This is a genomic window from Gordonia sp. 135 (assembly GCF_009720185.1).
Taxonomy (GTDB): domain Bacteria; phylum Actinomycetota; class Actinomycetes; order Mycobacteriales; family Mycobacteriaceae; genus Gordonia; species Gordonia alkanivorans.
On record NZ_CP046257.1, the window covers coordinates 3,773,658 to 3,794,585 of the forward strand.

The window sequence follows — 20,928 nt, forward strand, 5'->3', positions numbered from 1 at the left end:
TATTCGGCGCCGGTCGGGCGGTGGCCGCGCACCCCACGGGGCCCCCTCCCGGCACCGGGACGCAGGGCGGATTGCGCGCTTGGGCCACCTACCCCATATCCTCGGGTGTCGTGCGCGTCATGCTCATCGTCAACCCCTTCGCCACCGCGACCAGTCCGGCCGGGCGCGATGCTCTCGTGCACACACTGAGCGCTCACTTCGACCTCGACGTCGAGCTGACCACCCACCGTGGGCATGCCTTCGACCTCGCCGCCCGTGCGGCCGCCGAGGAATTCGACACGGTCATCGTCCACGGCGGCGACGGCTCGGTGAACGAGGCCACCAACGGCCTCCTCGATCCCCCGGGGACGAGCGATCCCGCGAGGCGCCGGCCGAGTCTGGCCGTCATCCCGGGCGGCAGCGCAAACGTCTTCGCGCGCACCCTCGGCATCGACCCCGACCCGCTGCTCGCGACCCAGCAGATCATCTCGCTCCTCGACGCCGGGGAGAGCCGTCGAATCGGCCTCGGTCACACCGACGACCGCTGGTTCCTGTTCAACACCGGCATGGGCATGGACGCCGTCGTGGTGCACGCGATGGAGGACAAGCGGCATGCGGGCAAGGCCGCCACGCCCGCCCGGTATCTGTGGACCACCGTCAGCAGCTTCCTCAAGCAGGCCGGCAGCTCGGCGACGTTCGACGTCGAGATCCCCGGCCGCGACCGGATCGTCGGCGCCCGTTTCGGTTTCGTCTCCAACACCAGTCCGTGGACCTATCTCGGGCCGCGCGAGATCCGCACCAATCCGACCACCGGTTTCGACACCGGACTCGGCGTGTTCGTGGCGACGTCGACCGGGGTCCTGCGCAACCTCCCGCTCGCCACGCGGCTGCTGGCCCAGGCAGATCCCAAGGCACACCACCTCTTTCGCGACGACGACGTCGACGAGGTCCGGTTCATGGCGGAGGCCCCGATCGACGTGCAGATGGACGGCGACTACATCGGTGCGTTCCGCGACATACGTTTTCATCATCGGCGCGACGCCCTGACCGTCATCGCACCCGCCGCCACCGCATAGGGCGACGCGGCGATCGCGAACAACGCCGCCGGCCCCAGATGTACCGATCCCGCAGCCCATCCGGCGAAGGCGAGGATCGCGACCACCTCCTCCCCCACGCCCGCGATCGACGTGACCGTCGCCCGCGACGCGGAGTCCAGTCGGTCCTGCAGAGCGGCGTCGGCGACGACCAGCGCCCACCCGAAGATCCCGAACGCGACGGCCACGCCGACGACACCGGCCGGGTGACCCCACAGCGCGGCCACGATCAGCACCGATGCGCCGAGTCCCACCGCGGGGCCGATCGCAGCGGGATCCCGGACGCGCCGGGCCGCGAGGGAACCGCAGATGTCCCCGGCTGCGACCACGATCATGAGCAGTGCGACAGACTCCGGCGTCGCGACGCCCGACACCGTGCCGCTCAGGAAGGACTCGACCAGCAACGGCAGGTACTCGTCGAGCGCCGCGACCCAGGTCAGGACGACGACCAGGATCAGCAGCCGGCGTGCGGTCGGCTGGTTGCGCAGGTGGTGCAGGCCGCCGCGAAGGATCGCGAACCACCCGACCGGCGGTTCGTCGAGGTCGGCGGTGCCGGCATCCGGCGTCACGTCCGGTCCGGAGCGCCCCACTCCGATCCGGCCCGTCTCCGGTAGTCCTGCGGAGATCAACGCGCAGAGCACGCAGGCCGCGACACTTGCGGTACCGACGGCGGCGTATCCGCCCCACGCGAGGAGTGGCACCGCCAGGGCCGTGCCGCCGATGACCCCGACCGCGGCCGCCGCCCGCATCGCGCCCGAGAGCCGTGCGTAGTCCTGCGACCTGCCGAGATGCGCGAGCTCGTCGTAGACGAGCGCCTGGTTCGTGCCGGATCGCAGCGATCCGCCGATCGCCCACAGCACAAAGCCGGCGGCGAAGGAGAGGAAGGAGGGCGCGTAGGTCCAGAGCGCGAAGCCGGCGCCGGTGACCAGAGGCCCCGCGACCAGTAGGCGGCGTCGCGAGAATCGGTCGGCCAGGATCCCGGTCGGCACTTCGACGATCACCGTCGACAGCGACCAGATCGCGAACAGTGCGCTGATCTCGGCGGCCGTCAACCCGGCCCCGGGAACGGTGGCATCGGCGAACAGAATCGCGTAGACCGGGTAGAGCGGTATCAGGTCCTCGAAGAGGGCGGCGCACACGGCCGCGGCCGTTAATCGCCGTTGTGGACCCGGCCCGTCATGGCCGGATCGGCGTGGTGTGGATCAACATCGTCGACGCATGTGAGCAAGAATACGCGACACGTCACTCCACGTCACGGACTATTTCGGGCCTTGGGAGGGGCGCGACCTGCGGAAACTCATCGACAGTCGTCGGCGGGTGCGCGTAGGCTACTACACGGACGGCGAACCCGCTGTCCGTACCCCCCGTGGGGGCGCCTTCGGCCGAAGTGGTAGGCGCGGGACGTGATGTTGCCCACGTGTTAACCGAGAACCATTGACTTCGGCCGGATTCGTGAAAGTATTCACAAGCAACAACGCGGAAACATTTGGTGCGGCCGCGTGAACTGAGAGTTACCAGCCAAACAATCAGCAAGCAATCAACTAATCGAGTGGTGCGCGGAAACGCGCCTGAAGGAGTAGTGGAATGGACTGGCGTCACAAGGCCATCTGTCGCGACGAGGATCCGGAGCTGTTCTTCCCCGTGGGAACCAGCGGTCCGGCCATCGCACAGGTCGCCGACGCGAAGCTCGTCTGTGCACGGTGCCCTGTCACCGCTGACTGCCTCTCGTGGGCCCTCGAGTCGGGCCAGGATGCAGGCGTCTGGGGCGGCATGAGCGAGGACGAGCGTCGCGCGCTGAAGCGGCGTACCGCGCGTACCCGCACCCGTAGCAGCGTCTAGGCTCATCCGAGCCGGCGTTCGCCCGGATTCGAAGAAACCCGGCCACGGCCGGGTTTTTTCGTGTCCGGCAACGGTTCTCACCCCACGGAAGAACTGCGTTCTCAGGAACGCAGCGGAATATGCACTCCGACTTCGGTTCCCAACCCTTCCGGGTTGGGCCGGACGTCGAGCTCGCCACCGAGTTCGATCGACACGAGCGTCTTCACGATCTGGAGTCCGAGGTGATCCGAGGTGGCCAGGTCGAAGTTCTCGGGCAGTCCGGAGCCGTTGTCGCGCACCGCGATACGGAGGTTGCGCACGTCGCGTTCGGCGATGACCGCGATCTCTGCGTCGGATCGGGGCGAACCGTCGAAACCGTGCTCGATCGCATTCTGGATCAGTTCGGTGAGCACCATCACCAACGGCATCGCCAGCTCGGCGGGGAGAACCCCTAGCCGGTCGCGGTGACGCACCGTCACCCGTGACTCGTTGGACGCCACGTCGACCAGGATCGGGACGAGACGGTCGACGACCTCGTCGAGATCGACTTCCTCGTCGACGCTGCCCGACAGCAGTTCGTGAACCAGAGCGATCGACGCGACGCGGCGCACGGCCTCGTTCAGCGCCTCCCGGGCATCGGTGTTGGAGGTTCGCCGGGCTTGCAGGCGCAGCAGCGCCGACACCGACTGCAGATTGTTCTTCACCCGGTGGTGGATCTCCCGGATGGTCGCGTCCTTGCTGATCAACGCGCGGTCGCGCCGCTTGACCTCGGTGACGTCGCGGATGAGCACCACGCTCCCCGACTCCTCACCCTTCGGGCGGAGCGGCACCGCCCGGATGAGGACCGTCGCGCGTCGGGCGTCGGCCTCCACCCGCATGCCGATGTCGCGGTACGGGCCGGTCGGCACCTCGGCCACCCCGGCCGCGATGTCGAGCATCATCGCGACATCGTCGGCCTCGAACGGCTCGGTGACGAGTTGCTTCACCACGTCGGAGAGCCGCGTGTGGTTGAGCTCGGCCGTCCAGCCCATGCGGTGGAACGCCGAGAGCGCGTTGGGGCTCGTGTAGGTGACCGTCCCGGTCCGGTCGAGCCGGATGAAACCGTCACCCGCGCGAGGCGTCGACAATCCCCGCGGATTGCCCTCCTCGTGCGGGAACGTGCCGTCGGCGACCATCTGGCACAGATCGTCCGCCGAGTCCTGGTAGGCGAGCTCCAGGGGCGACGGCAGCCGCGGATGGGTGAGGTCGACGGCGCGGGTCAGCACACCGATCACCGCACCGTCGAAGCCGACCGGGACCGCCTCCTGCCGCATCGCGGTGGCCCCGAACCACGTCGGGTCCTCGTCGCGGAGGACCTTGTCGGAATCGAAGGCGCGGAGCACCTGCGGGTGCACCGCGGTGTCGATGACCCGGCCCACCTCGTCCGTGGGAAAGACGGTCGACGCGGTGTTGGGCCGGCACTGCGCGACGGTGACCACGGCCCCCTCGTCGGTGCGCACCGACAGGAGGAAATCTGCGAAGGAGAGGTCGGCGAGCAACTGCCACTCGGCGACGAGTCGCTGCAGGTGCGCCGCAGCGGCGTCGGAGAGGGTGGTGTGCTCGGCGAGCAGGTCGGCAAGTGTCGACATGGGAAGGCTCCGGGTTCGCGGAGAGGGTGCGGCGCGGGCTATTCGAAGGTGGCGATGACGTCGCCGGCCTGGATGACGTCGCCCACCTTCACCTTGAGGTCGGCGATGGTGCCCGCCTCCTCTGCGAGAACGGGGATCTCCATCTTCATCGACTCGAGCAGCACCAGCGTGTCACCGACCTCGATCTGCTGTCCGGGTGCGACCAGGACCTCGAGGACACTCGCGACGATCTCTGCCACCACGTCTTCAGCCATGCACTCAAGTTAGCCCACGGGGTCACCGGCGACGACGGGTCGGGCCCGGTCTCGACCGGGCGATGGCCGACCGGGTTTTGGCACGTGGGAGAATGCCTGAGACACTGTGATGTCCCCATCCGCCGGCAAAAGGAGATGCGTCATGGGAAAGCGCGGACGCAAGAAGCGCGCTCGTAAGAAGAACGCTGCCAACCACGGCAAGCGTCCGAACGCCTGATCTTCGCCTCACGGCGGGGTTCGGCGAACGAGCACCAAGAAAAACGCCCGGGTACGGCCTTCATGGCCACCCGGGCTTTTTCATGCCGTCACCCCCGGGATTCGCCGGGGGTGACGGGCGATTCAGCGGTCGGTCTCGGCGATCTCTTGGATGATGACCGTCCGGCGGATCTCCACGCGCAGACGATCACGCAGCCCCTGAGGTGCCTGGTCGCCGCCGCACTTGCGGTTGACGAGCGCCTTCAGCTGCCGCTCGATGCCGTAGTGGGCGAGGCACGACGGGCAGGTGTCGAGGTGCCCCTGGAGCCGCATGCGGGCGTTCTCGTCGCATTCGTTGTCCAGCAGCAACCAGACGTCGGCGATGACGGCCGAGCAGTCGAGCTGGGTGACTTCCGGATCGATGTCGCTCATCGCGCCACCTCCGCACCCTTGGCCGTGGCAGATCTGTGGAAACCACGCTCCCGGGCGACGTCGGCCAGCAGCTCACGCAGCTGACGACGTCCTCGGTGAAGTCGGGACATGACGGTGCCGATGGGGGTGTCCATGATCTCGGCGATCTCCTTGTACGGCAGGCCTTCCACGTCGGCGTAGTACACGGCCATCCGGAAATCCTCCGGAAGCTCCTGCAGCGCGGCCTTGATCTCGTCGTCCGGAAGGGCGTCGAGGGCCTCGATCTCCGCCGAGCGCAGCCCCTGGGAGGTGTGCTCTGCGGTCGCCGCGAGCTGCCAGTCGGTGATCTCGTCGGTCGGGTACTGCGCGGGTTGGCGCTGTTTCTTGCGGTAGCCGTTGATGTAGGTGTTGGTCAGGATCCGGTAGAGCCACGCCTTGAGGTTGGTGCCCTCCCGGAACGACGCGAAAGCGGTGAACGCCTTGATGTAGGTCTCCTGGACCAGGTCCTCGGCATCGGCGGGATTACGGGTCATCCGCAGGGCGGCACCGTACATCTGGTCGAGCAACGGCAATGCGTCGCGCTCGAACCGTTCGGTGAGCTCCTCGGGGGACTCGCTCGGGTCGGCGCGTCGGGGCGCACCCTTCTCGGCGGACACGTGCGCAGCGGTTCCGGTCGCGGTGGACTCCGTAACGGCTGCTTCGGTGTCGGCTGATTCGGCTTCGGCCACTACGATCCCTTCGATGAGAGGCGTCACTGGGACGTTGCCGGTCAAGCTTACCGACCCCGGCCCGGCCAGGAGGTGCGTCGCCTCCACGAGTACCGGTGGCTCGAGTACCGCCGTTGTGCTCATCTCGGTTCTACCTCCTCGCATGCGCTCCCGATCTTCGTGTCGCAACCAGTCACAACAGGTCGGGCCGGGCGGTTTGTTCCCGACGTGACCGGCACCCCTTTTCGTCACGGTGAACAGAGCGCTGGTCGAATACGCTCTCCAGGTCAGACACCGACACGTCCCACCAGGAGGCACCCCGACCATGGCGGCAACACCCGCGATCGCGGCCCTCGAACGCGCGAAGATCGCGCACACCGTCCACCGCTATGACCACGACCCGCGGTCGGAGTCCTTCGGCACCGAAGCAGTGGACGAGCTCGCCGACACCCTCGGCATCGTCGGTGAACAGGTCTTCAAGACGCTCGTCGTCGAACTGTCCGGTGGTAGCCGCCCCGGTCTCGCCGTCGCCGTGGTCCCGGTTCCCCGCAAGCTGTCGGTGAAGGCGGCCGCCGCCGCGCTCGGGGCGTCGAAGGCCCAGATGGCCGAGGCCAAGGCCGTCACCCGCAGCACCGGCTACGTCCTCGGCGGCGTCTCCCCCGTCGGCCAGCGCACCGCTCTGCCGACGGTCGTCGATTCCTCGGCGCTCGAGTTCGACCGGATTCTCTGCAGCGCGGGCAGGCGTGGACTGGAGATCGCACTGGCACCCGCAGACCTCGTCGCGGTGACCAAAGCAGTGGTCGCCGACATCGCGGTGTGAGGGTTCCTCTTCCCGCGGGAACATCTACTACCGGAGGTCAGGCGTAGGGCAGCATGGTGACCATGTGCGGACGCTATGCGGTGACCACCGATCCGGCGAAGCTCGCGGCGGAGATCGACGCGGTGAACGAGGTACCCGAGCCGGCGAAGGAACCGGCCGACCCCGATGCCCTCGACCTCGACCTCGACACCCCCGCACCTCGCGCACTGGGCCCCAACTACAACGTCGCGCCCACGACCACGGTGATGACCGTGGTCAAACGGCATTCGCCGGAGGATCCCGACAACGATCCGCTGCTGCGCATCCGCGCCATGCGCTGGGGGCTCGTGCCGCCGTGGAGCAAAGAGGTCGGCAAGGGGCCACTGTTGTTCAACGCCCGCGCCGAGACCGCCGCGGAGAAGAGTTCGTTCCGCGCGTCGGTGAAGTCCAAGCGGTGCCTGGTGCCGATGGACGGCTGGTACGAGTGGAAGAAAGGCCCGCTCGACAGCAGGGGCAAGCCCACCAAGATCCCGTTTTACATGTCCCCGCGGGACGGCACCCGGTTGTTCATGGCCGGGTTGTGGTCGGTGTGGCATGACAAGCACTCCGACGACGCCCCGCCGCTGCTGAGCTGCTCGATCCTGACCACCGATGCGGTCGGCAAACTGCGCGACGTCCACGACCGGATGCCGCTGATCATGCCGTACGACAACTGGGATGCCTGGCTCGATCCGGATCACCGGGCACCGGACGACCTGTTCGCGCCGCCGGCCGAATCGCTCGCCGAGGCGATCGACATCCGCGGGGTCGCGCCGCTGGTCAACCGCGTCGCCAACAACGGGCCGGAGCTGCTCAACCCGCTCTGACTCAGAGGTCGGCGACGAGAACCGCTGCCCCGTCGAACCGTCCGGCGGCCAGTTCGGCGAGCGCGCGGTCGGCCTGTGACATCGGGTACTCGTGCGTCGTCGCCCGGACGCCGTGCCGGGCGGCCAGCGTCAGGAACTCGGCGCCGTCGGCGCGGGTGTTGGCGGTGACCGAGCGGATCTCCTTCTCGTAGAACAGTTCCCGCTCGTAGTTGAGCGGCGGTACGTCGGTGAGGTGGATGCCGGCGATCGACAGGACGCCGCCGCGATCGAGCGCGCGCATCGCCACCGGCACCAGCTCGCCGACCGGGGCGAAGGTGATCGCGGCGTCGAGCGACACCGGCGGCGCATCGGTGGCATCGCCGACCGACGCCGCACCGAGGTCGGCGGCCAGGCGTCGGGACTGCTCGCCACGTGTGAGGACGTGCACCTCGATCCCGAGGGCGATCGCCAGTTGTGCGCAGAGGTGCGCACTCCCACCGAAACCGTAGAGCCCCAGCCGCTTCGGACGATCGGAGCCGGCTCCGAGGTCGTCGAGCAGGCCGGTCCGCCGTAGCGCGCGATAGCCGATGATCCCCGCGCACAACAGCGGCGCGATCGAGACGTCGTCGATGCCGGACGGCAGCGGATAGGCGAAGCCCGCGGGCACGGTCACCAGCTCGGCATACCCGCCGTCGACGTCCCATCCGGTGTACACCGATGCCGCACAGAGGTTCTCGGCACCGCGGACACAGCGATCACAGGTCCCGTCGGTGCTGTGCAGCCAGGCGACGCCGACGCGGTCACCGAGGGAGAAGCCGGCGGTGTCGCGACCGAGTTCGACGACCTCCCCGACGACCTCGTGTCCGGGCGTCACCTCTGCGCGGCGGACCGGCAGATCACCCTCGGCGACGTGGAGGTCCGTACGGCAGACACCGCAAGCACGAACCCGGACCAGCAGTTCGCCGGCCCCGGGCCGCGGTTCCGGTTTGTCGACGAGCCGTAGTGGTCGGGTGTCGATCGGCCCCGGCTCGGTCACCGCCCAAGCGCGCATGTACCTCAGGCTAAACCCGCCCGCACGGCGCGGCACGGTGTTGCGAATGACCGGTCTCACACCGAACGGAGTACACCTTCCCGACACAGTGTCGGTATCGTTGCCGACATGGTGTCGGTAAACATGCGAGGGCAGTGACGTGTTCCTTGCCCTTCGAGAACTCTCATTCGCACGCGGACGATTCGCCCTGATGGGGTCGGTGGTCGCGCTGATCGCCATCCTGATGGTCCTGCTGAGCGGCCTGTCGGTGGGCCTGGTCAACGACGGCGTCTCCGGTTTGAAGAAACTGCCGGTGACCTCCTTCGCCTTCCAGAAGGACATCGCCACCGACTCCGCCTTCTCCCGCTCCCTGGTGCCGACGTCGGCGGTCGGGACATGGGCCGAGCAGCCGGGCGTCGAGGACGCCGCACCGTTCGGCAACACCCTGATCAACGGACGCACCAACACCGGCGTCGACATCGACCTCGCCCTCTTCGGCGTGGAACCGGGCAGCTTCGTCAGCCCCACCGCCTCCGAGGGCAGGTCGCTGTCGAACACCCCCGGTGAGCTCGTCATCAGCGAGACCGCTGCCGAGGACGGACTGTCGATCGGTGACACGGTCACCGTCGAGCCGCTCGGCACGCAGCTGCGGGTCGTCGGAATCCTCGACGGCCAGAGCACCTTCGGACACGTAGACGTCGCGTTCGTGCCGCTGAAGACGTGGCAGGAGATCCGCGCCGGCGCTCGTCCCGGTGAGCCCGTGCCGCCGCGCGTCTACGACGACATCACCGCCGTAGCGGTGAAGACCGACAGCTCGGTCGATTTGGCCGCCGGCGACGCCGCCGCCGACACCACCTCGCTGACTCTCGACGAATCCTTCGGCGCCTCACCGGGTTACACCGCCGAGACGTCAACCCTCACGTTGATCCAGGCCTTCCTCTACGCGATCTCGGCCTTGGTCGTCGGCGCGTTCTTCACGGTCTGGACGATCCAGCGCAGGCAGGAGATCGCCGTGATGCGCGCGATGGGCGCCTCGACCGGTTACCTTCTGCGCGACTCGCTGATGCAGTCGTTCATCCTGCTGCTCGTCTCTGCCGGCATCGGCATCGGGATCGGCGTCGGCCTCGGTGCCGCCATCGGTTCCACCCCGATGCCCTTCGCCCTGGAGACCGGTTCGGTCGCCGCGGCCGGCGGGCTGCTGATCCTGTTCGGCATGATCGGCGCCGCCGTCGCGGTGCTCCGCATCACCCGGGTCGACCCCCTGACCGCCTTGGGAGGCAACCGATGACCGCGCTCGCACTCAACGACGTCAGTCTCGTCCACGGTGACGGGGAAGACGTGGTCACCGCACTCGACGCGGTGACCCTCGAGGTCGCCGCAGGCGAGTTCGTCGCCGTCGTCGGCCCGTCCGGTTCCGGCAAGTCCAGCCTGCTCGCGGTCGCGGGCGGTCTCATCACCCCGACGTCGGGGACGGTCACCGTCGGCGACGCCGACCTGGGAACCGCGCCGAAGCGCGAGCTGACCCGGATCCGTCGCGAACACATCGGATTCGTGTTCCAGAGCGGCAACCTGCTCGACGCGCTGACCGTCGAGGACCAGCTGCGTCTGCCACTCACGTTCGGTCGCGTCGCCGAGGCCCGCTCACCGGCCGAACTGCTCGCCGGTGTCGGTATGTCGCACAAGGCGAAGCGCCGCCCCCATCAGTTGTCGGGCGGTGAGCGGCAGCGCGTCGGCATCGCGCGAGCGCTGATGACCCGGCCGGATGTCCTCCTCGTCGACGAGCCCACCGCGGCCCTCGACCGGCGGCGCAGTCACGAGATCGTCGAACTGCTCGCTCGCGAGGCCCACGAACACGGCGTCGCGACGGTCATGGTGACCCATGACCAGGACGTTCTCCTACACTGTGACAAGGTGTACGAGATGGTCGACGGACATCTGAACGAAGGGTCTGCGGCGTCCGCATGAGCTGAGGAGGTGGGCGTTTGCCACGCATCGAGGCGCCCACCGTCGCCGAGCACCGCCGTAAGCAGGAGCAGGCGATCCTGGACGGCGCGAAGGCCATCCTCGCGGAAACCGGCGAGGCACCGACCCTTGCCGCGGTCGGCAAGCGCGTGGGCCTCGCCCGCTCGAGCGTGTATCAGTACTACTCGTCCAGCGAGCAACTCGTGGCCGCGGTCCTGGCCGATCTCCTCCCCAGTTGGGATCGGTTCGTCCGCGATCGTGTCGGTGCCCAGACCGAACCGGGACAGCAGATCTGGGGATACATCTGTGCGAACGTCGAGCTGATCGTCGGGTCGGAACAGGCAGTGGCGAATGCGCTCGTCCGGATCGTCGATCCGAGCGTCCTGCAGGAGCCGATGCAACGGTTCCACCGGGAATTGCAGGAACCGCTCGTCGACGCCCTGATCGCGCACGGCGAACCGCGCCCGCTCGAGGTCGCGCAGCTGATCGACTCGATGATCGTCCAGGCGTGCAGGTCGTGGGGGGCCGAGCATTCCACGACCGCTACCGAGGATCCCACACGAGCCGAAGGCGCGGAGATCACCGCGATGATCCGCCGGCTGATCGGCGACTACCTGGGACTGACCGACCGCTGACTCGAGCCGCTCAGCGGAAGGCGTAGTCGCTCAACGGGAACGAGTCCATCTCCCGCAGGGTTCGCAGCGTGGAGGCCGGACGCAGGAGCGTCGCCTCGCCGTGCTGGTTGAAGTAGTAGCTGCGCGAGCCCACGCAGTTGCCGTTGTAGAAGACCGAGGACTGCAGACGGTCGGTCACCTCGTCGAGGAAGGCGTCGTTGGCGGGCTCGGTGACCTCGAAGGTGTCCTGCCCGCGGCGTCGGAGTTCACCGAAGAGCCGGGTGATGTGCTTCATCTGCCCCTCGATCGTGGTGAAGTACGACAAGCCGCTGTACGAGTACGGACTGTTGAGCGAGATGAAGTTGGGGAACTTCGGCACGGTGACACCCTCGTAGGCCTGGAATCTGCCCTCTCGCCAGAACTTTCCGAGGTTGCGCCCCTCACGACCGACGATGTCGAAGGCCGGGAAGTTCACGTCCCACAGGTTGAATCCCGTTGCCAGTACTAGGGTGTCGATCTCGGTCTTCGTGCCGTCGCCGGCCAGGATCCCGTCGGCCTCGAGGCGGGCGATGCCGTTGGTCTGCAGGATCACGTTCGGCTTGGTGAAGCTGGCGAAGTACGTGTTGGAGAAGGTCGGCCGCTTGCAGCCGAAGTCGTAGTCGGGTGTCAGCTTCCGACGCAATTCCGGGTCGGAGACCTGGGACCGCAGGTGCGCCTTGGCCAGCCGGGCCGCCAGCTTGTTGCCGGGCTTGAGCTGCTTGAAATGCAGGACGCCGGAGACCATCAGCAGCTCCAGCAGCGAGGTGTTGACCAGGCGAGCCACTTTCTGCGTCAACGGGATTCGCCGGAACACCTGCTGCACCGCGGACGGGATCGCGAAGTCGATCTTGGGCACCACCCAGATCGGCGTCCGCTGGAAGACGGTGAGCGCATCGGCACGCTCGGCCACCTCCGGGATCAGCTGGACTGCCGTCGCACCGGTTCCGATGACCGCGACCTTCTTGCCGGTGAAATCGAAGCCGTCCTCCCACGCCGCGGTGTGCAGGATCGTCCCCTGGAAGTTCTTGATCCCCGGGAAGTCCGGGACGTGGGGCTGGGAGAGGAAGCCGGTCGCGGTGACGAGATAGCGGGCGGTGCGCTCCGTTCCGTCACCGGTCCGCACCCGCCACCGCCGCGCGTCGTCGTCCCACTCGGCGGAGTCGACGGTCGTCCCGAACTCCATGTGCCGTTTGAGGTCGTACTTGTCCGCGACATGGTGCGCGTAGCGCTTGAGCTCGGGACCGGGCGCGAACAGACGCGACCAGTTCGGGTTGGGCTCGAAGGAATACGAGTAGGTGACCGAGGCGATGTCGACGGCGAGACCCGGGTAGTGATTGACATGCCAGGTCCCGCCGAGGTCGTCCTCGCGCTCGAGGATCGCGATGTCGTCGATGCCCAGGCGTTTGAAGGCGATCGCGGCACCCATTCCGCCGAAGCCGGCGCCGACGATCAGCACGTCGTGGGCAGGCGCGTCGTGTGCAGGTTGCATGAGAGACCCCAATAACTGTAACCGACAGTTACTGTAACTTAGCACACACCGCCGTCGTGTGTATCGGACCTGGTCAGGCGATCGTGGTGCCGTCCCAGAGCACATCGAAGAACTGTGTCGCCATCAGTTCCTCGCGCTTGTTCCGGTCGAGTCCGAGTTCCTTGCGATAGGCCAGGATGTGCTGCAGCGAGAGGGCCGAGTAGATCAGCGGCAGGTGGTCGCCCGGCTGGTCGTACACGCCGCCCGCTCCCTTGGCCACGGCGAGATTCCGGCGCAGATGAGAAGGGTGCTTGAGCGCATCACGCAGTACCGCGGCCTTGATCATCTTCTTGCGGCCCGCGGGGACGACGACGAGGTCACCCGGATCGAACAAGGCGGCGTCGAACTCCTCGGCGCTCGCGACCGTGCACCCCGCTGTCGGTCGGGGATTGCACTCGACCATGTGGTGGACGCCGTCGTCGGTGACGAGGTAGTCGAAGCTGATCTGCCCGTGCCAGTTCAGTTCTCGCGCGATGGTCCGGGCCGCGGCGAGCGATTCCGGCGAGTCGACGGATTGGAAGACGATGCCGCCGCGGTCGTCGATCGCGAGGGGGTGCTCGTAGCAGGAGTGCAGCACGATCTCGCCGTGATGGGCGACGCTCCAGCTGCACCGGTCGGCGCCCGTGAGGTACTCCTGGACGAGCCAGGGATCGGCGGGGGTCGGGCTGACGTCGTCGATCGACGATTCCCCCGCCAGCGGCCCGGTGTTGGTGAGGACGTCGAGCCCGCCGCGACCGAAGGCCGCCCGGGCGAACCAGTGCGGCCACTTCTCGGTGGCCTCGCGCAGCTCGTCGCGGCTCGTCGTGGTCACCGATTCCGCGGCCGGGAGTCCGAGTTCGCGGCAGAGGGCGGTGAACCCGACCTTGTCGTGGACGCGGGCGAGGGTCTCGAAATCGGGGAAGAACAACTCGACGTCGGGGTGTGCGGCGGAGATGCGGTCGCGGTGTCTGGCGAGGTAGAAGACCTCCTCGAACATCGGGAGCAGCCAGGTGATGCCGTGCTCGCCGATCGCATCGATCACCGCGTCGACGAAGGCGGTGGTCTGCTGGGTGGGTGCGGGGAACACGAGATGGCGTCGCGCGCCGCGGGAGTGACTTCCCGGCGCCGCTCGGAAGGTGTCCGCGGCGGTGACGTCCCGCCCGGTCTCCCCGAGCTTGTGGATCTCGTCGACGGCGAACGGCATCCGGGATGTGGTCACGAGGATGTGCGGTTCAGAGGCCTGCATGGCAGGGACGATAGGCGACGCGACGGCACCCGGCCCGTGATGACGGACAGATGACGAGGATCTGTTACCGGTGAGCGCCCCGATCCGGTCCGGCGGTAGTTTGGCAGTCTCATGACTGATCGATCCGGCACCCCGTCATCCCGTTCCGGCCGAGGTGCATCGGCATCGGCCGCGCCTCGTTCGACCACCCCCTCCTTCGTGGCGGCGGTCTACGCCTTCGCCGTCGTCATGCTCGGGACGACGCTGCCGACACCGCTCTATTCGCTCTACGGGGAGAAGCTCGGCTTCGGTGTCGCCACGACGACGGTCGTCTTCGGGGTGTACGCGGTCGGTGTCATCGCCGCATTGATCGGTTTCGGCCGCTGGTCCGATGTGATCGGGCGGCGCAAGCTGCTCATCGCCGGCGCCCTGCTGTCAGTGGCCAGCGCCGTGGTCTTCCTCACCGCCGGACCGGTCTGGCAGCTGCTGGTGGGCAGGGTGCTGTCCGGGTTGTCGGCGGGGATCTACGCCGGCGCCGCGACGACCGCGGTCATCGAACTGGCACCGCCGTCGTGGCGGGGCCGGGGGCCCGCCGTCGCGACCGCGGCCAACATCGGCGGACTCGGGATGGGACCGCTCATCGCCGGCCTGATCGCCGAGTATGCGCCCAATCCCCTGCACACCCCGTTCTTCCTCGACCTCGCCCTCTTGGCTCTCGCCTTCGCCGGCATCTGGCGACTGCAGGAGACGGTCGACGTCAAACCCGGTGCCCGTCTTGGTGTTCAGCGGCTCTCCGTACCGGCCGACGTACGCGGCGTGTTCGTCCGCGCGTCGATCGCCGCGTTCGCCGGCTTCGCGGTCATGGGGACGTTCACCGGCGTCATGCCCTCGTTCGTCACTCAGATACTGGGCATCGACGACCGCGCGTTCACCGGTTTCCTCGTCTTCGTGCTGTTCGCTTCCTCGGCGGTCACGCAGATCGTGGTGCGGCGCATGCCCACCGAGTCCGCGCTGATCGCCGGTTGCGCGATCCTGATCGGCGGCACCTGCCTGTCGATCGTCGGCCTGGTCGCCACGTCGACCGCCGCTCTGCTGGGTGGCGCGGTGGTGTGCGGTGTGGGGCAGGGCATGTCGTTCAGCAAGGGGCTGGCGTCGGTGGTCGCGGCCAGCCCGGCCGATCGACGCGCCGAGGTCACCTCAACCTATTTCGTGGTCGCCTACGTCGCGATCTCACTGCCCATCGTCGGGCAGGGTGTGGCCGCACAGCAGTGGGGACTGAGGCCGGCCGGAATCGCCTTCAACATCGGCGTCGCGGTTCTCGCGCTGGTGGCGTTGATACTCACCATCATCGCCGTCAGGCGCCTCGGCGACTGACCATCATCGCCGTCAGGCGCCTCGGCGACTGACCATCGATATACCGTCAGGCGCCCGGGACCCCGTACTCGTTGAGTATGTTCACCAGCTGACGGAAGCGCACGCTGCTGACGAGGTCCTCCACCAGCACCACCTCACCGTCGGCGTTGGCGAGCGGGATGCACCAGTTCGGGTACTGCTCCGCACTCGTACCGGGCTGGTTCTGAATCCGCCGCTCCCCCACCGCGTCCACGAGTGCGACGCTCAGCAGCACCGACGGTGTGTGCGCGATGACGGCGTAGAGGGCGTCGACGACCTTCGGGTCCGACAGCGGGATGTCCCGCGACAGCAGGCCGCGCTCGTAGGCGAGTTCGAGGACGGCGTCGCGTTCGCGTTCGTTGCGGTCCCGTTCGGCCTCCTCCCCGGTCTCGAGCAGCCCCAGCCGTGCCCGCAGTGCGATGTGGTCACCGGCCAGGTAACCCGTCGTCGGCGGGAGGTCGTGGGTCGTCACCGACGTCAGGCACAGTTCGCGGTAGCGTTCCGGCGCGATTGCCGCCTTGCGGTCCTGCTCGAACCACAGGATCGACGTGCCCAGGATTCCGCGCCCGCGCAAGGTGTCCTGCACCGTCGGCTCGAAGACTCCGAGGTCCTCGCCGACGACCACCGCATCGGCGCGCTGGGCCTCAAGGGCCAGGATGCCGATCAGTGCCTCGCTGTCGTAGTGCACGTAGGTGCCGCCGGCCGGTCCCATGCCGTCGGGGATCCACCACAGCCGGAACAGTCCCAGGATGTGGTCGACGCGGACGCCGCCGGCGTGACGCAGCACGGTGCGGATCATGTCGCGGTAGGGCTCGTAACCGGCCTCGGCCAGACGGCGGGGATGCCAGGGCGGCTGATCCCACCCCTGCCCCTGCTGGTTGAAGCCGTCCGGCGGTGCGCCCACGGTCGCCCCGGAGGCGAGCACATGGCCGAGTGCCCAGGCGTCGGCGCTGTGCCGGCCGACCCCCACCGCGAGGTCGGCCATCACGCCGATGGACATTCCCGCGGACTTCGCGGCATGTGCCGCGGTGGCGAGCTGCTCGTCGCAGATCCACTGCAGCCAGATGTGGAAGTCGATGCGCCGCGCCAGTTTCCGGCGCTTCTTCTTCAGGTGTGCCGGATCGAGGAACTTGTCCTGCCAGCGGGGATCGTCGGCGTCGTAGCGCTCGGCCAGTGCGCACCACGTGGCGAATCGTTTGAGGCCTTTGCCCTCCCGCTGCCGGAACTCGCGCAGGGCGGTTTTGCGCCGGGGGCTCAGCGGCACGTCGTAGATCAGTTCGAGTGCTTCCAGCTTGGCCCGGTAGGACTTGTTGCGCCGGATCTTGTCGGTGGCGGTGTTCTCGCCCAAGAACCCGCGGGCGAGCTTGTTCAACCACTTGCGCTGGGCCTTCGGCAATCCGTCGAGTTCAGGGATGTCGGTGACCCGGATGTAGATCGGGTTGAGGAAGCGGCGTGTGACCGGCAGGTACGGCGAGGCCTCGACCGGGGGGTCCGGTTGCGCCGCGTGCAACGGGTTGACCTGCACGAAATCGGCGCCGTACGCGCTACCCGCGACCTCGCAGATGCCCGCCAGATCGGCGAAGTCGCCGACGCCCCACGAGTCCGCCGAACGGATCGAGTAGAGCTGTACGGCCAGGCCCCACCGCTGCCGCCCGAGCAGCCGGTCTGCGGTGTGCAGCCGGCGCGGGGTGACGATCAGCGGTGCACTCGACGCCGTCGAGTCGTCGAGGTCGAGGGCCTTGATCCGGTGGTATCCGGGTTCGAGGTCGTCGGGGATCGCGAAGGTCGCCCGCCCGACGAGCGCGCCGTCGATCTCGCGCGGGTCCACCCACACGTCGAGTTGTTCCGGCGCGACGTCGCGGCCGTCCTCGGTGGCGATCCACACCTTCACCAGGTTTCCGTGCGGGACGTGGATCCAGAACGTGTCGCCGCCGCCCTCGGTGACCACCGTGACCGCCGGGACGAACTCGCGCCACGGCCGCTCGTCGACCGCGCGGATCGACTCCTCGATCGCCTCGGGTGAGTCCGCAGGGACGTCGAGGGCGGTGAGGACGGCGACCAGCGTCTCCGTACTCACCTCGTGGGTCTCTTGGTCCCAGCCCACATAGCTGGTGGCCACACCGTGACGATGCGCCAGTTCGGTCAATCTCTCCGGGATCACGTCAGCCACCTCGCCATCGTCTCAGGATTCGGGCGGGTCCGCGCTGCGTGCGCCGGTACCGAGGATGACACCCGGATTCAGCAACCCCTGTGGGTCGAAGGCCGCCTTGACCGCTCGCATGGTGTCGAGGTCGACGTCGGACCGGCCGAGGTGCGTCCAGGCAGTCTTGGCGCGGCCGATGCCGTGTTCGGCGCTGATGGACCCGCCGTTGGCCGCGACTACTCCGAAGACCCGGCCGGTGACGGTTTCGGCGTGTTCTTCTGGGACGTCGAGCAGGTTCACGTGGATGTTTCCGTCACCCACGTGGCCGAAAAGGATCGGGCGACAGGGGAAGTCGCTTGCCGCACCGACCTCGGCCAGTTCGGCGAAGGTCTCCGGCAATGCGCGGATGGGTACGGAGATGTCGAGTTTGACGACCGGCGTCGTACTCGACCGGGCAATCGTCTCGGTGTGGCTCTCGCGTGCGCCCCAGAGTGCTCGAGCGGGCGCCGGTTCGAGGACGGCGTCGACGAGTCCGCCGGTGTCGCCGAGCAATTCGGCCATCGTCGTCTCGATGTCGCCGACCCCGGACACCTCGAGGAGGACATAGAAGGGCCCGGGTGTCGCCGTCGGCCGACGGTGTCCGTGTTCGTGCACCAGTTCGATGCCGGCCTCGGTCATGAGTTCGGCGGCCTCGACGGTGAGGCCGCGCGACGACGCGGCGGCGATCAGTCCGATCGCATCCTCGACGTGTTCGACCGCGGCCACTGCGACGGTCGCAGTCGACGGCGGCACGACGAGTTTGAACAGCACGCGAGTGATGACCGCAAGGGTGCCCTCGCTACCGGCGAGGAGCGCCGGGAGGTCGTATCCCACATTGTCTTTCACCAGCGAGGTCCACCGGCGCAGGACGCGGCCGTCGGCGAGGACCGCCTCGATCCCGAGGACCTGGGAACGGGTGTTGCCACGGCGGATCATGCGGATGCCGCCGGCATTCGTCGAGACCACCCCGCCCGCGGTGGCCGACTCGCGGGAGGCCAGGTCGACGGGGAAGGCCAAGCCGGCCTCGGCGGCCTTGCCGTCGATGGCGTCGACGGTGGCACCGGCCTGGGCACCCACGCAGCGGCCGACCGCGTCTACCTCGTCGATGTCGGTCATACGGGCCGTCGACAACACGATCACCGGCCGTCCGGTGTCGTTGCGTGGTGGCGGCACCGAGCCACCCACGAGTCCGGTGTTCCCGCCCTGCACGCAGATTCGGGCGCCGATGGAGGCGCACTCGCCGACGACCCGGGAGACCTCCTCGGTGGTACGCGGCCGCACCACCGCATCCGCCTCACCCCGGTACCGGCCGGTCCAGTCGACGAGGAAACCCTCGATGGACTCGGGATCGGTGAGCACGTTGCCCGCGCCGACCACCGCGCGCAACTGTGTCAGCAGGGCGTCCGCATGCGCGGACACGGCGTCAGACCTGTGCGACCGCGTCGACGACCGGCGTGGGCCCGTCGTTGAACTCGATGACCTTGTGCACCGTCTCGGGTCGTGCGAGAACCGCTGCGGCGACCGCGGCCACGTTGTCGCGACTGACCTCGTCGCCACCGCCGCGCGTGCCGCCGATGGCGATCTTGCCCGTCCCCGGCTCGTCGGTGAGTTTGCTCGGTCCGAGGATCGTCCAGTCGAGGTCGCCCGACTTCAGATAGGTGTCGGCGGCCGCTTTGGCCTCGGCATACGCGTGGAACGAATTGTCCTCGGGCACGCCGTGATCGGGACCGGCACCGAAGTAGGAGACCATGACGTACCGGTGGATTCCGACCTTCGCCGCGGCGTCCATCGAGCGGATCGCGGCGTCCCGGTCGACGGCGTAGGTCCGTGCCGGCTCACCCCCACCTGCGCCCGCCGACCAGACCACGGCGTCGTGTTCGGAGATCGCCGTGGCGATCCCGGTCGTGTCGAGGGTCTCCACATCGGCGACGACGGGTACCGCGCCGGTCTCCGCGACGTCCTGCGCGTGTTCTGGGTTTCGGATGATCGAGGTCACCTGATCGCCTCGGTCGGTCAGGATCTTCGCCAGGCGCAGCGCGATCTTGCCGTGTCCGCCGATGATGGCCACTCGGGTCACTGGTTGCTCACTTTCGCGGTCGACGTCACTCGTTCTTCTCCAACGTACCCATCCACGAACGACACCGCCCCGGCCCGAACGCGAGGTGCGTCGGAAACCGGGGCGGGGTTCGCGGTGGGTGCTGCGATCAGACGCGGGTCCGGCCGCGCCCGGTCACGAGCTTGACCAGGAACAGCAAGACGCAAGCGCCGATCAAGCAGGTGATGAAGCTGAAGATCCATCCGGCGCCCTCGACGTCGACGCCGAAGAGCTGCAGCAAGAAGCCGCCGAGGAGACCGCCTACGACACCGACGATGATGTTGAGGATGATCCCCTGCTGCGCATCGGTCTTCATGATCTTGCTGGCGATCCAGCCGGCCAGACCACCGATGATGATCCACGCAATGATGCCAATTCCCAGCATGTCTGCCTCCTAGGTAGTTGTTGATCCTGCGTGCGTAAATCGTCCGAATCGTCCAGATCGTGCGATTTGCTACAGGACTCAAAGTACCCAGGAACCTCAGGACCAAACCTGCGCGCGTGGATCTGTGTGCACATCGAGACCGGTACGACGGTCATGCCGAGACCTTCTCCGCCGGTAAGGCCGTTCGACCTGCAGCGTCGTCGGATTCAGGGGCAGGTCACCTCGATCTCGTAGGACTTGGTCACCTTCTCGGTCGGGTTGGCGAGATCGACCCCCGACGCCTCGCCGGTGATCTTGTAGGTGGAGCCGTCCTTGTCGACCTCGGCGCTGCCCTCACCCACACCCTTCTGATAACCGAGCGTCACGCCGTCCACGGAACCGAGCCCGACCGACTCGACCTCCGGCGAATCCCCCGACGACAGCACGACGCCGACGCCCGAGGTGCCCGACCCGGAACCGATTCCGATCGTCACCTTTCCGGCGGCATCGGTGCAGCCGACGGTCTTGTCCGCCAGTTCCACCTCCTGGCCGTCGACGGTCACCTTGGCCTCCGCGTCGGCACTCCCGGAACCCGAGTCGTCCGAGCCGCATGCGGTTGCGGCGACGGCCAGTGCCGCCGCGCCGAGGACTGAAGCGATGTGCACCTTGTTCATCATGAGAACTCCTGGGCAGTCGTGAACGCCGCCGACTGGCGGACTGAGAAGAATCTAGCCCGTGAGCTGCGCATTGGCACAGAAATGTCTGAATCTCGGGACCTTCGGCACCGC

22 protein-coding genes are annotated in these 20,928 nt (G+C 67.9%); 9 read left to right on the forward strand and 13 right to left on the reverse strand.

Going from position 1 to position 20,928, the window contains the following annotated elements:
- The first annotated feature begins 119 nt into the window (after nt 1-119).
- Nucleotides 120-1,055, forward strand: coding sequence for a diacylglycerol/lipid kinase family protein (locus GKZ92_RS17220; RefSeq protein ID WP_196222055.1), 936 nt, complete (start codon nt 120-122; stop codon nt 1,053-1,055).
- Here GKZ92_RS17220 and GKZ92_RS17225 read toward each other — a convergent pair.
- The gene (locus tag GKZ92_RS17225; protein ID WP_155225472.1) at nt 1,007-2,212 is read right to left on the reverse strand and encodes an MFS transporter; all 1,206 of its coding nucleotides are present in this window, start codon (nt 2,210-2,212) and stop codon (nt 1,007-1,009) included. The genes GKZ92_RS17220 and GKZ92_RS17225 overlap by 49 nt on opposite strands.
- 445 nt (nt 2,213-2,657) lie before the next feature.
- Here GKZ92_RS17225 and GKZ92_RS17230 point away from each other — a divergent pair, with 445 nt between their 5' ends.
- Complete coding sequence (locus GKZ92_RS17230; RefSeq protein WP_004023450.1) at nt 2,658-2,912, forward strand: WhiB family transcriptional regulator; 255 nt, start codon at nt 2,658-2,660, stop codon at nt 2,910-2,912.
- A gap of 101 nt (nt 2,913-3,013) precedes the next feature.
- Here the strand turns inward: GKZ92_RS17230 and GKZ92_RS17235 are convergent, their stop codons facing one another.
- Both GKZ92_RS17235 and GKZ92_RS17240 read right to left on the reverse strand, forming a co-directional pair.
- Nucleotides 3,014-4,519 carry a sensor histidine kinase gene (locus GKZ92_RS17235; protein WP_035755120.1) on the reverse strand — a complete coding sequence of 502 codons (1,506 nt, stop codon included), beginning with the start codon at nt 4,517-4,519 and terminating at the stop codon, nt 3,014-3,016.
- Between the two features lie 38 nt (nt 4,520-4,557).
- Nucleotides 4,558-4,773, reverse strand: a complete 216-nt coding sequence (locus GKZ92_RS17240; RefSeq protein WP_035755118.1) for a biotin/lipoyl-binding carrier protein — start codon at nt 4,771-4,773, stop codon at nt 4,558-4,560.
- Between the two features lie 142 nt (nt 4,774-4,915).
- Between GKZ92_RS17240 and GKZ92_RS24015 the strand changes: the two genes are divergently transcribed.
- Entirely contained in the window at nt 4,916-4,990 is a 75-nt protein-coding gene (locus tag GKZ92_RS24015; RefSeq protein ID WP_369758845.1) for a 50S ribosomal protein bL37, read from the forward strand.
- Between the two features lie 122 nt (nt 4,991-5,112).
- Here the strand turns inward: GKZ92_RS24015 and rsrA are convergent, their stop codons facing one another.
- Both rsrA and GKZ92_RS17250 read right to left on the reverse strand, forming a co-directional pair.
- On the reverse strand, nt 5,113-5,400 hold the full coding sequence (gene rsrA, locus GKZ92_RS17245; RefSeq protein WP_035755116.1) for a mycothiol system anti-sigma-R factor: 288 nt from the start codon (nt 5,398-5,400) through the stop codon (nt 5,113-5,115).
- Nucleotides 5,397-6,230, reverse strand: coding sequence for a sigma-70 family RNA polymerase sigma factor (locus GKZ92_RS17250; protein ID WP_006360100.1), 834 nt, complete (start codon nt 6,228-6,230; stop codon nt 5,397-5,399). The genes rsrA and GKZ92_RS17250 overlap by 4 nt, the downstream gene beginning before the upstream one ends.
- Before the next feature lie 181 nt (nt 6,231-6,411).
- On the opposite strand from GKZ92_RS17250, the gene ybaK reads away from it, so the two are divergent.
- Together ybaK and GKZ92_RS17260 are read left to right on the forward strand one after the other, a co-directional pair.
- Nucleotides 6,412-6,906, forward strand: coding sequence for a Cys-tRNA(Pro) deacylase (gene ybaK / locus GKZ92_RS17255; RefSeq protein ID WP_006360101.1), 495 nt, complete (start codon nt 6,412-6,414; stop codon nt 6,904-6,906).
- 62 nt (nt 6,907-6,968) lie between these two features.
- A complete protein-coding gene (locus GKZ92_RS17260; protein WP_155225473.1) occupies nt 6,969-7,751 on the forward strand; it encodes an SOS response-associated peptidase in 783 nt (260 codons plus the stop codon).
- 1 nt (nt 7,752) lies between these two features.
- Here the strand turns inward: GKZ92_RS17260 and GKZ92_RS17265 are convergent, their stop codons facing one another.
- Nucleotides 7,753-8,781 (reverse strand): zinc-binding alcohol dehydrogenase family protein, encoded by a 1,029-nt coding sequence (locus tag GKZ92_RS17265; RefSeq protein ID WP_075863907.1) that lies wholly within the window; start codon nt 8,779-8,781, stop codon nt 7,753-7,755.
- Between the two features lie 139 nt (nt 8,782-8,920).
- Between GKZ92_RS17265 and GKZ92_RS17270 the strand changes: the two genes are divergently transcribed.
- From GKZ92_RS17270 to GKZ92_RS17280, 3 genes are read left to right on the forward strand one after another with little or no spacing between them, the layout of a single operon-like run.
- Entirely contained in the window at nt 8,921-10,048 is a 1,128-nt protein-coding gene (locus tag GKZ92_RS17270; protein WP_155225474.1) for an ABC transporter permease, read from the forward strand.
- Complete coding sequence (locus GKZ92_RS17275) at nt 10,045-10,725, forward strand: ABC transporter ATP-binding protein (RefSeq protein ID WP_035755109.1); 681 nt, start codon at nt 10,045-10,047, stop codon at nt 10,723-10,725. Before GKZ92_RS17270 ends, GKZ92_RS17275 begins: the two co-directional genes overlap by 4 nt.
- A gap of 17 nt (nt 10,726-10,742) precedes the next feature.
- A complete protein-coding gene (locus tag GKZ92_RS17280; protein WP_006360107.1) occupies nt 10,743-11,357 on the forward strand; it encodes a TetR family transcriptional regulator in 615 nt (204 codons plus the stop codon).
- Nucleotides 11,358-11,367: 10 nt separating this feature from the next.
- On the opposite strand, the gene GKZ92_RS17285 is transcribed toward GKZ92_RS17280, so the two are convergent.
- Nucleotides 11,368-12,864, reverse strand: a complete 1,497-nt coding sequence (locus GKZ92_RS17285) for a flavin-containing monooxygenase (RefSeq protein WP_035755107.1) — start codon at nt 12,862-12,864, stop codon at nt 11,368-11,370.
- Nucleotides 12,865-12,937: 73 nt separating this feature from the next.
- On the reverse strand, nt 12,938-14,128 hold the full coding sequence (locus tag GKZ92_RS17290) for a hypothetical protein (RefSeq protein WP_035755104.1): 1,191 nt from the start codon (nt 14,126-14,128) through the stop codon (nt 12,938-12,940).
- A gap of 111 nt (nt 14,129-14,239) precedes the next feature.
- On the opposite strand from GKZ92_RS17290, the gene GKZ92_RS17295 reads away from it, so the two are divergent.
- Nucleotides 14,240-15,481, forward strand: coding sequence for an MFS transporter (locus GKZ92_RS17295; RefSeq protein WP_035755101.1), 1,242 nt, complete (start codon nt 14,240-14,242; stop codon nt 15,479-15,481).
- A gap of 46 nt (nt 15,482-15,527) precedes the next feature.
- Here GKZ92_RS17295 and malQ read toward each other — a convergent pair whose 3' ends face one another.
- The 5 genes from malQ to GKZ92_RS17320 all read right to left on the reverse strand — a co-directional run bounded on the left by malQ (nt 15,528) and on the right by GKZ92_RS17320 (nt 20,817).
- Nucleotides 15,528-17,669: a 4-alpha-glucanotransferase gene (malQ, locus tag GKZ92_RS17300; RefSeq protein ID WP_081724864.1), complete on the reverse strand. Its 2,142-nt coding sequence runs from the start codon at nt 17,667-17,669 to the stop codon at nt 15,528-15,530.
- 12 nt (nt 17,670-17,681) lie between these two features.
- The gene (locus GKZ92_RS17305) at nt 17,682-19,100 is read right to left on the reverse strand and encodes an FAD-binding oxidoreductase (protein ID WP_006360112.1); all 1,419 of its coding nucleotides are present in this window, start codon (nt 19,098-19,100) and stop codon (nt 17,682-17,684) included.
- 4 nt (nt 19,101-19,104) lie between these two features.
- The gene (locus GKZ92_RS17310) at nt 19,105-19,758 is read right to left on the reverse strand and encodes an NAD(P)H-binding protein (protein WP_006360113.1); all 654 of its coding nucleotides are present in this window, start codon (nt 19,756-19,758) and stop codon (nt 19,105-19,107) included.
- Between the two features lie 127 nt (nt 19,759-19,885).
- The gene (locus GKZ92_RS17315; RefSeq protein ID WP_035755099.1) at nt 19,886-20,161 is read right to left on the reverse strand and encodes a GlsB/YeaQ/YmgE family stress response membrane protein; all 276 of its coding nucleotides are present in this window, start codon (nt 20,159-20,161) and stop codon (nt 19,886-19,888) included.
- A 206-nt stretch (nt 20,162-20,367) separates the two neighbouring features.
- Nucleotides 20,368-20,817 (reverse strand): lipoprotein LpqH, encoded by a 450-nt coding sequence (locus GKZ92_RS17320; RefSeq protein WP_081724863.1) that lies wholly within the window; start codon nt 20,815-20,817, stop codon nt 20,368-20,370.
- Nucleotides 20,818-20,928 lie beyond the last annotated feature (111 nt).

Bases quoted from the DNA above. Each gene is read 5' to 3' on its own strand.
- GKZ92_RS17220 (WP_196222055.1), top strand. From the start codon at position 120: ATGCTCATCGTCAACCCCTTCGCCACCGCGACCAGTCCGGCCGGGCGC.
- GKZ92_RS17230 (WP_004023450.1), top strand. From the start codon at position 2,658: ATGGACTGGCGTCACAAGGCCATCTGTCGCGACGAGGATCCGGAGCTG.
- GKZ92_RS17235 (WP_035755120.1), bottom strand. From the start codon at position 4,519: ATGTCGACACTTGCCGACCTGCTCGCCGAGCACACCACCCTCTCCGAC.
- GKZ92_RS17240 (WP_035755118.1), bottom strand. From the start codon at position 4,773: ATGGCTGAAGACGTGGTGGCAGAGATCGTCGCGAGTGTCCTCGAGGTC.
- rsrA (WP_035755116.1), bottom strand. From the start codon at position 5,400: ATGAGCGACATCGATCCGGAAGTCACCCAGCTCGACTGCTCGGCCGTC.
- GKZ92_RS17250 (WP_006360100.1), bottom strand. From the start codon at position 6,230: ATGAGCACAACGGCGGTACTCGAGCCACCGGTACTCGTGGAGGCGACG.
- ybaK (WP_006360101.1), top strand. From the start codon at position 6,412: ATGGCGGCAACACCCGCGATCGCGGCCCTCGAACGCGCGAAGATCGCG.
- GKZ92_RS17260 (WP_155225473.1), top strand. From the start codon at position 6,969: ATGTGCGGACGCTATGCGGTGACCACCGATCCGGCGAAGCTCGCGGCG.
- GKZ92_RS17265 (WP_075863907.1), bottom strand. From the start codon at position 8,781: ATGCGCGCTTGGGCGGTGACCGAGCCGGGGCCGATCGACACCCGACCA.
- GKZ92_RS17275 (WP_035755109.1), top strand. From the start codon at position 10,045: ATGACCGCGCTCGCACTCAACGACGTCAGTCTCGTCCACGGTGACGGG.
- GKZ92_RS17285 (WP_035755107.1), bottom strand. From the start codon at position 12,864: ATGCAACCTGCACACGACGCGCCTGCCCACGACGTGCTGATCGTCGGC.
- GKZ92_RS17290 (WP_035755104.1), bottom strand. From the start codon at position 14,128: ATGCAGGCCTCTGAACCGCACATCCTCGTGACCACATCCCGGATGCCG.
- GKZ92_RS17295 (WP_035755101.1), top strand. From the start codon at position 14,240: ATGACTGATCGATCCGGCACCCCGTCATCCCGTTCCGGCCGAGGTGCA.
- GKZ92_RS17315 (WP_035755099.1), bottom strand. From the start codon at position 20,161: ATGCTGGGAATTGGCATCATTGCGTGGATCATCATCGGTGGTCTGGCC.
- GKZ92_RS17320 (WP_081724863.1), bottom strand. From the start codon at position 20,817: ATGATGAACAAGGTGCACATCGCTTCAGTCCTCGGCGCGGCGGCACTG.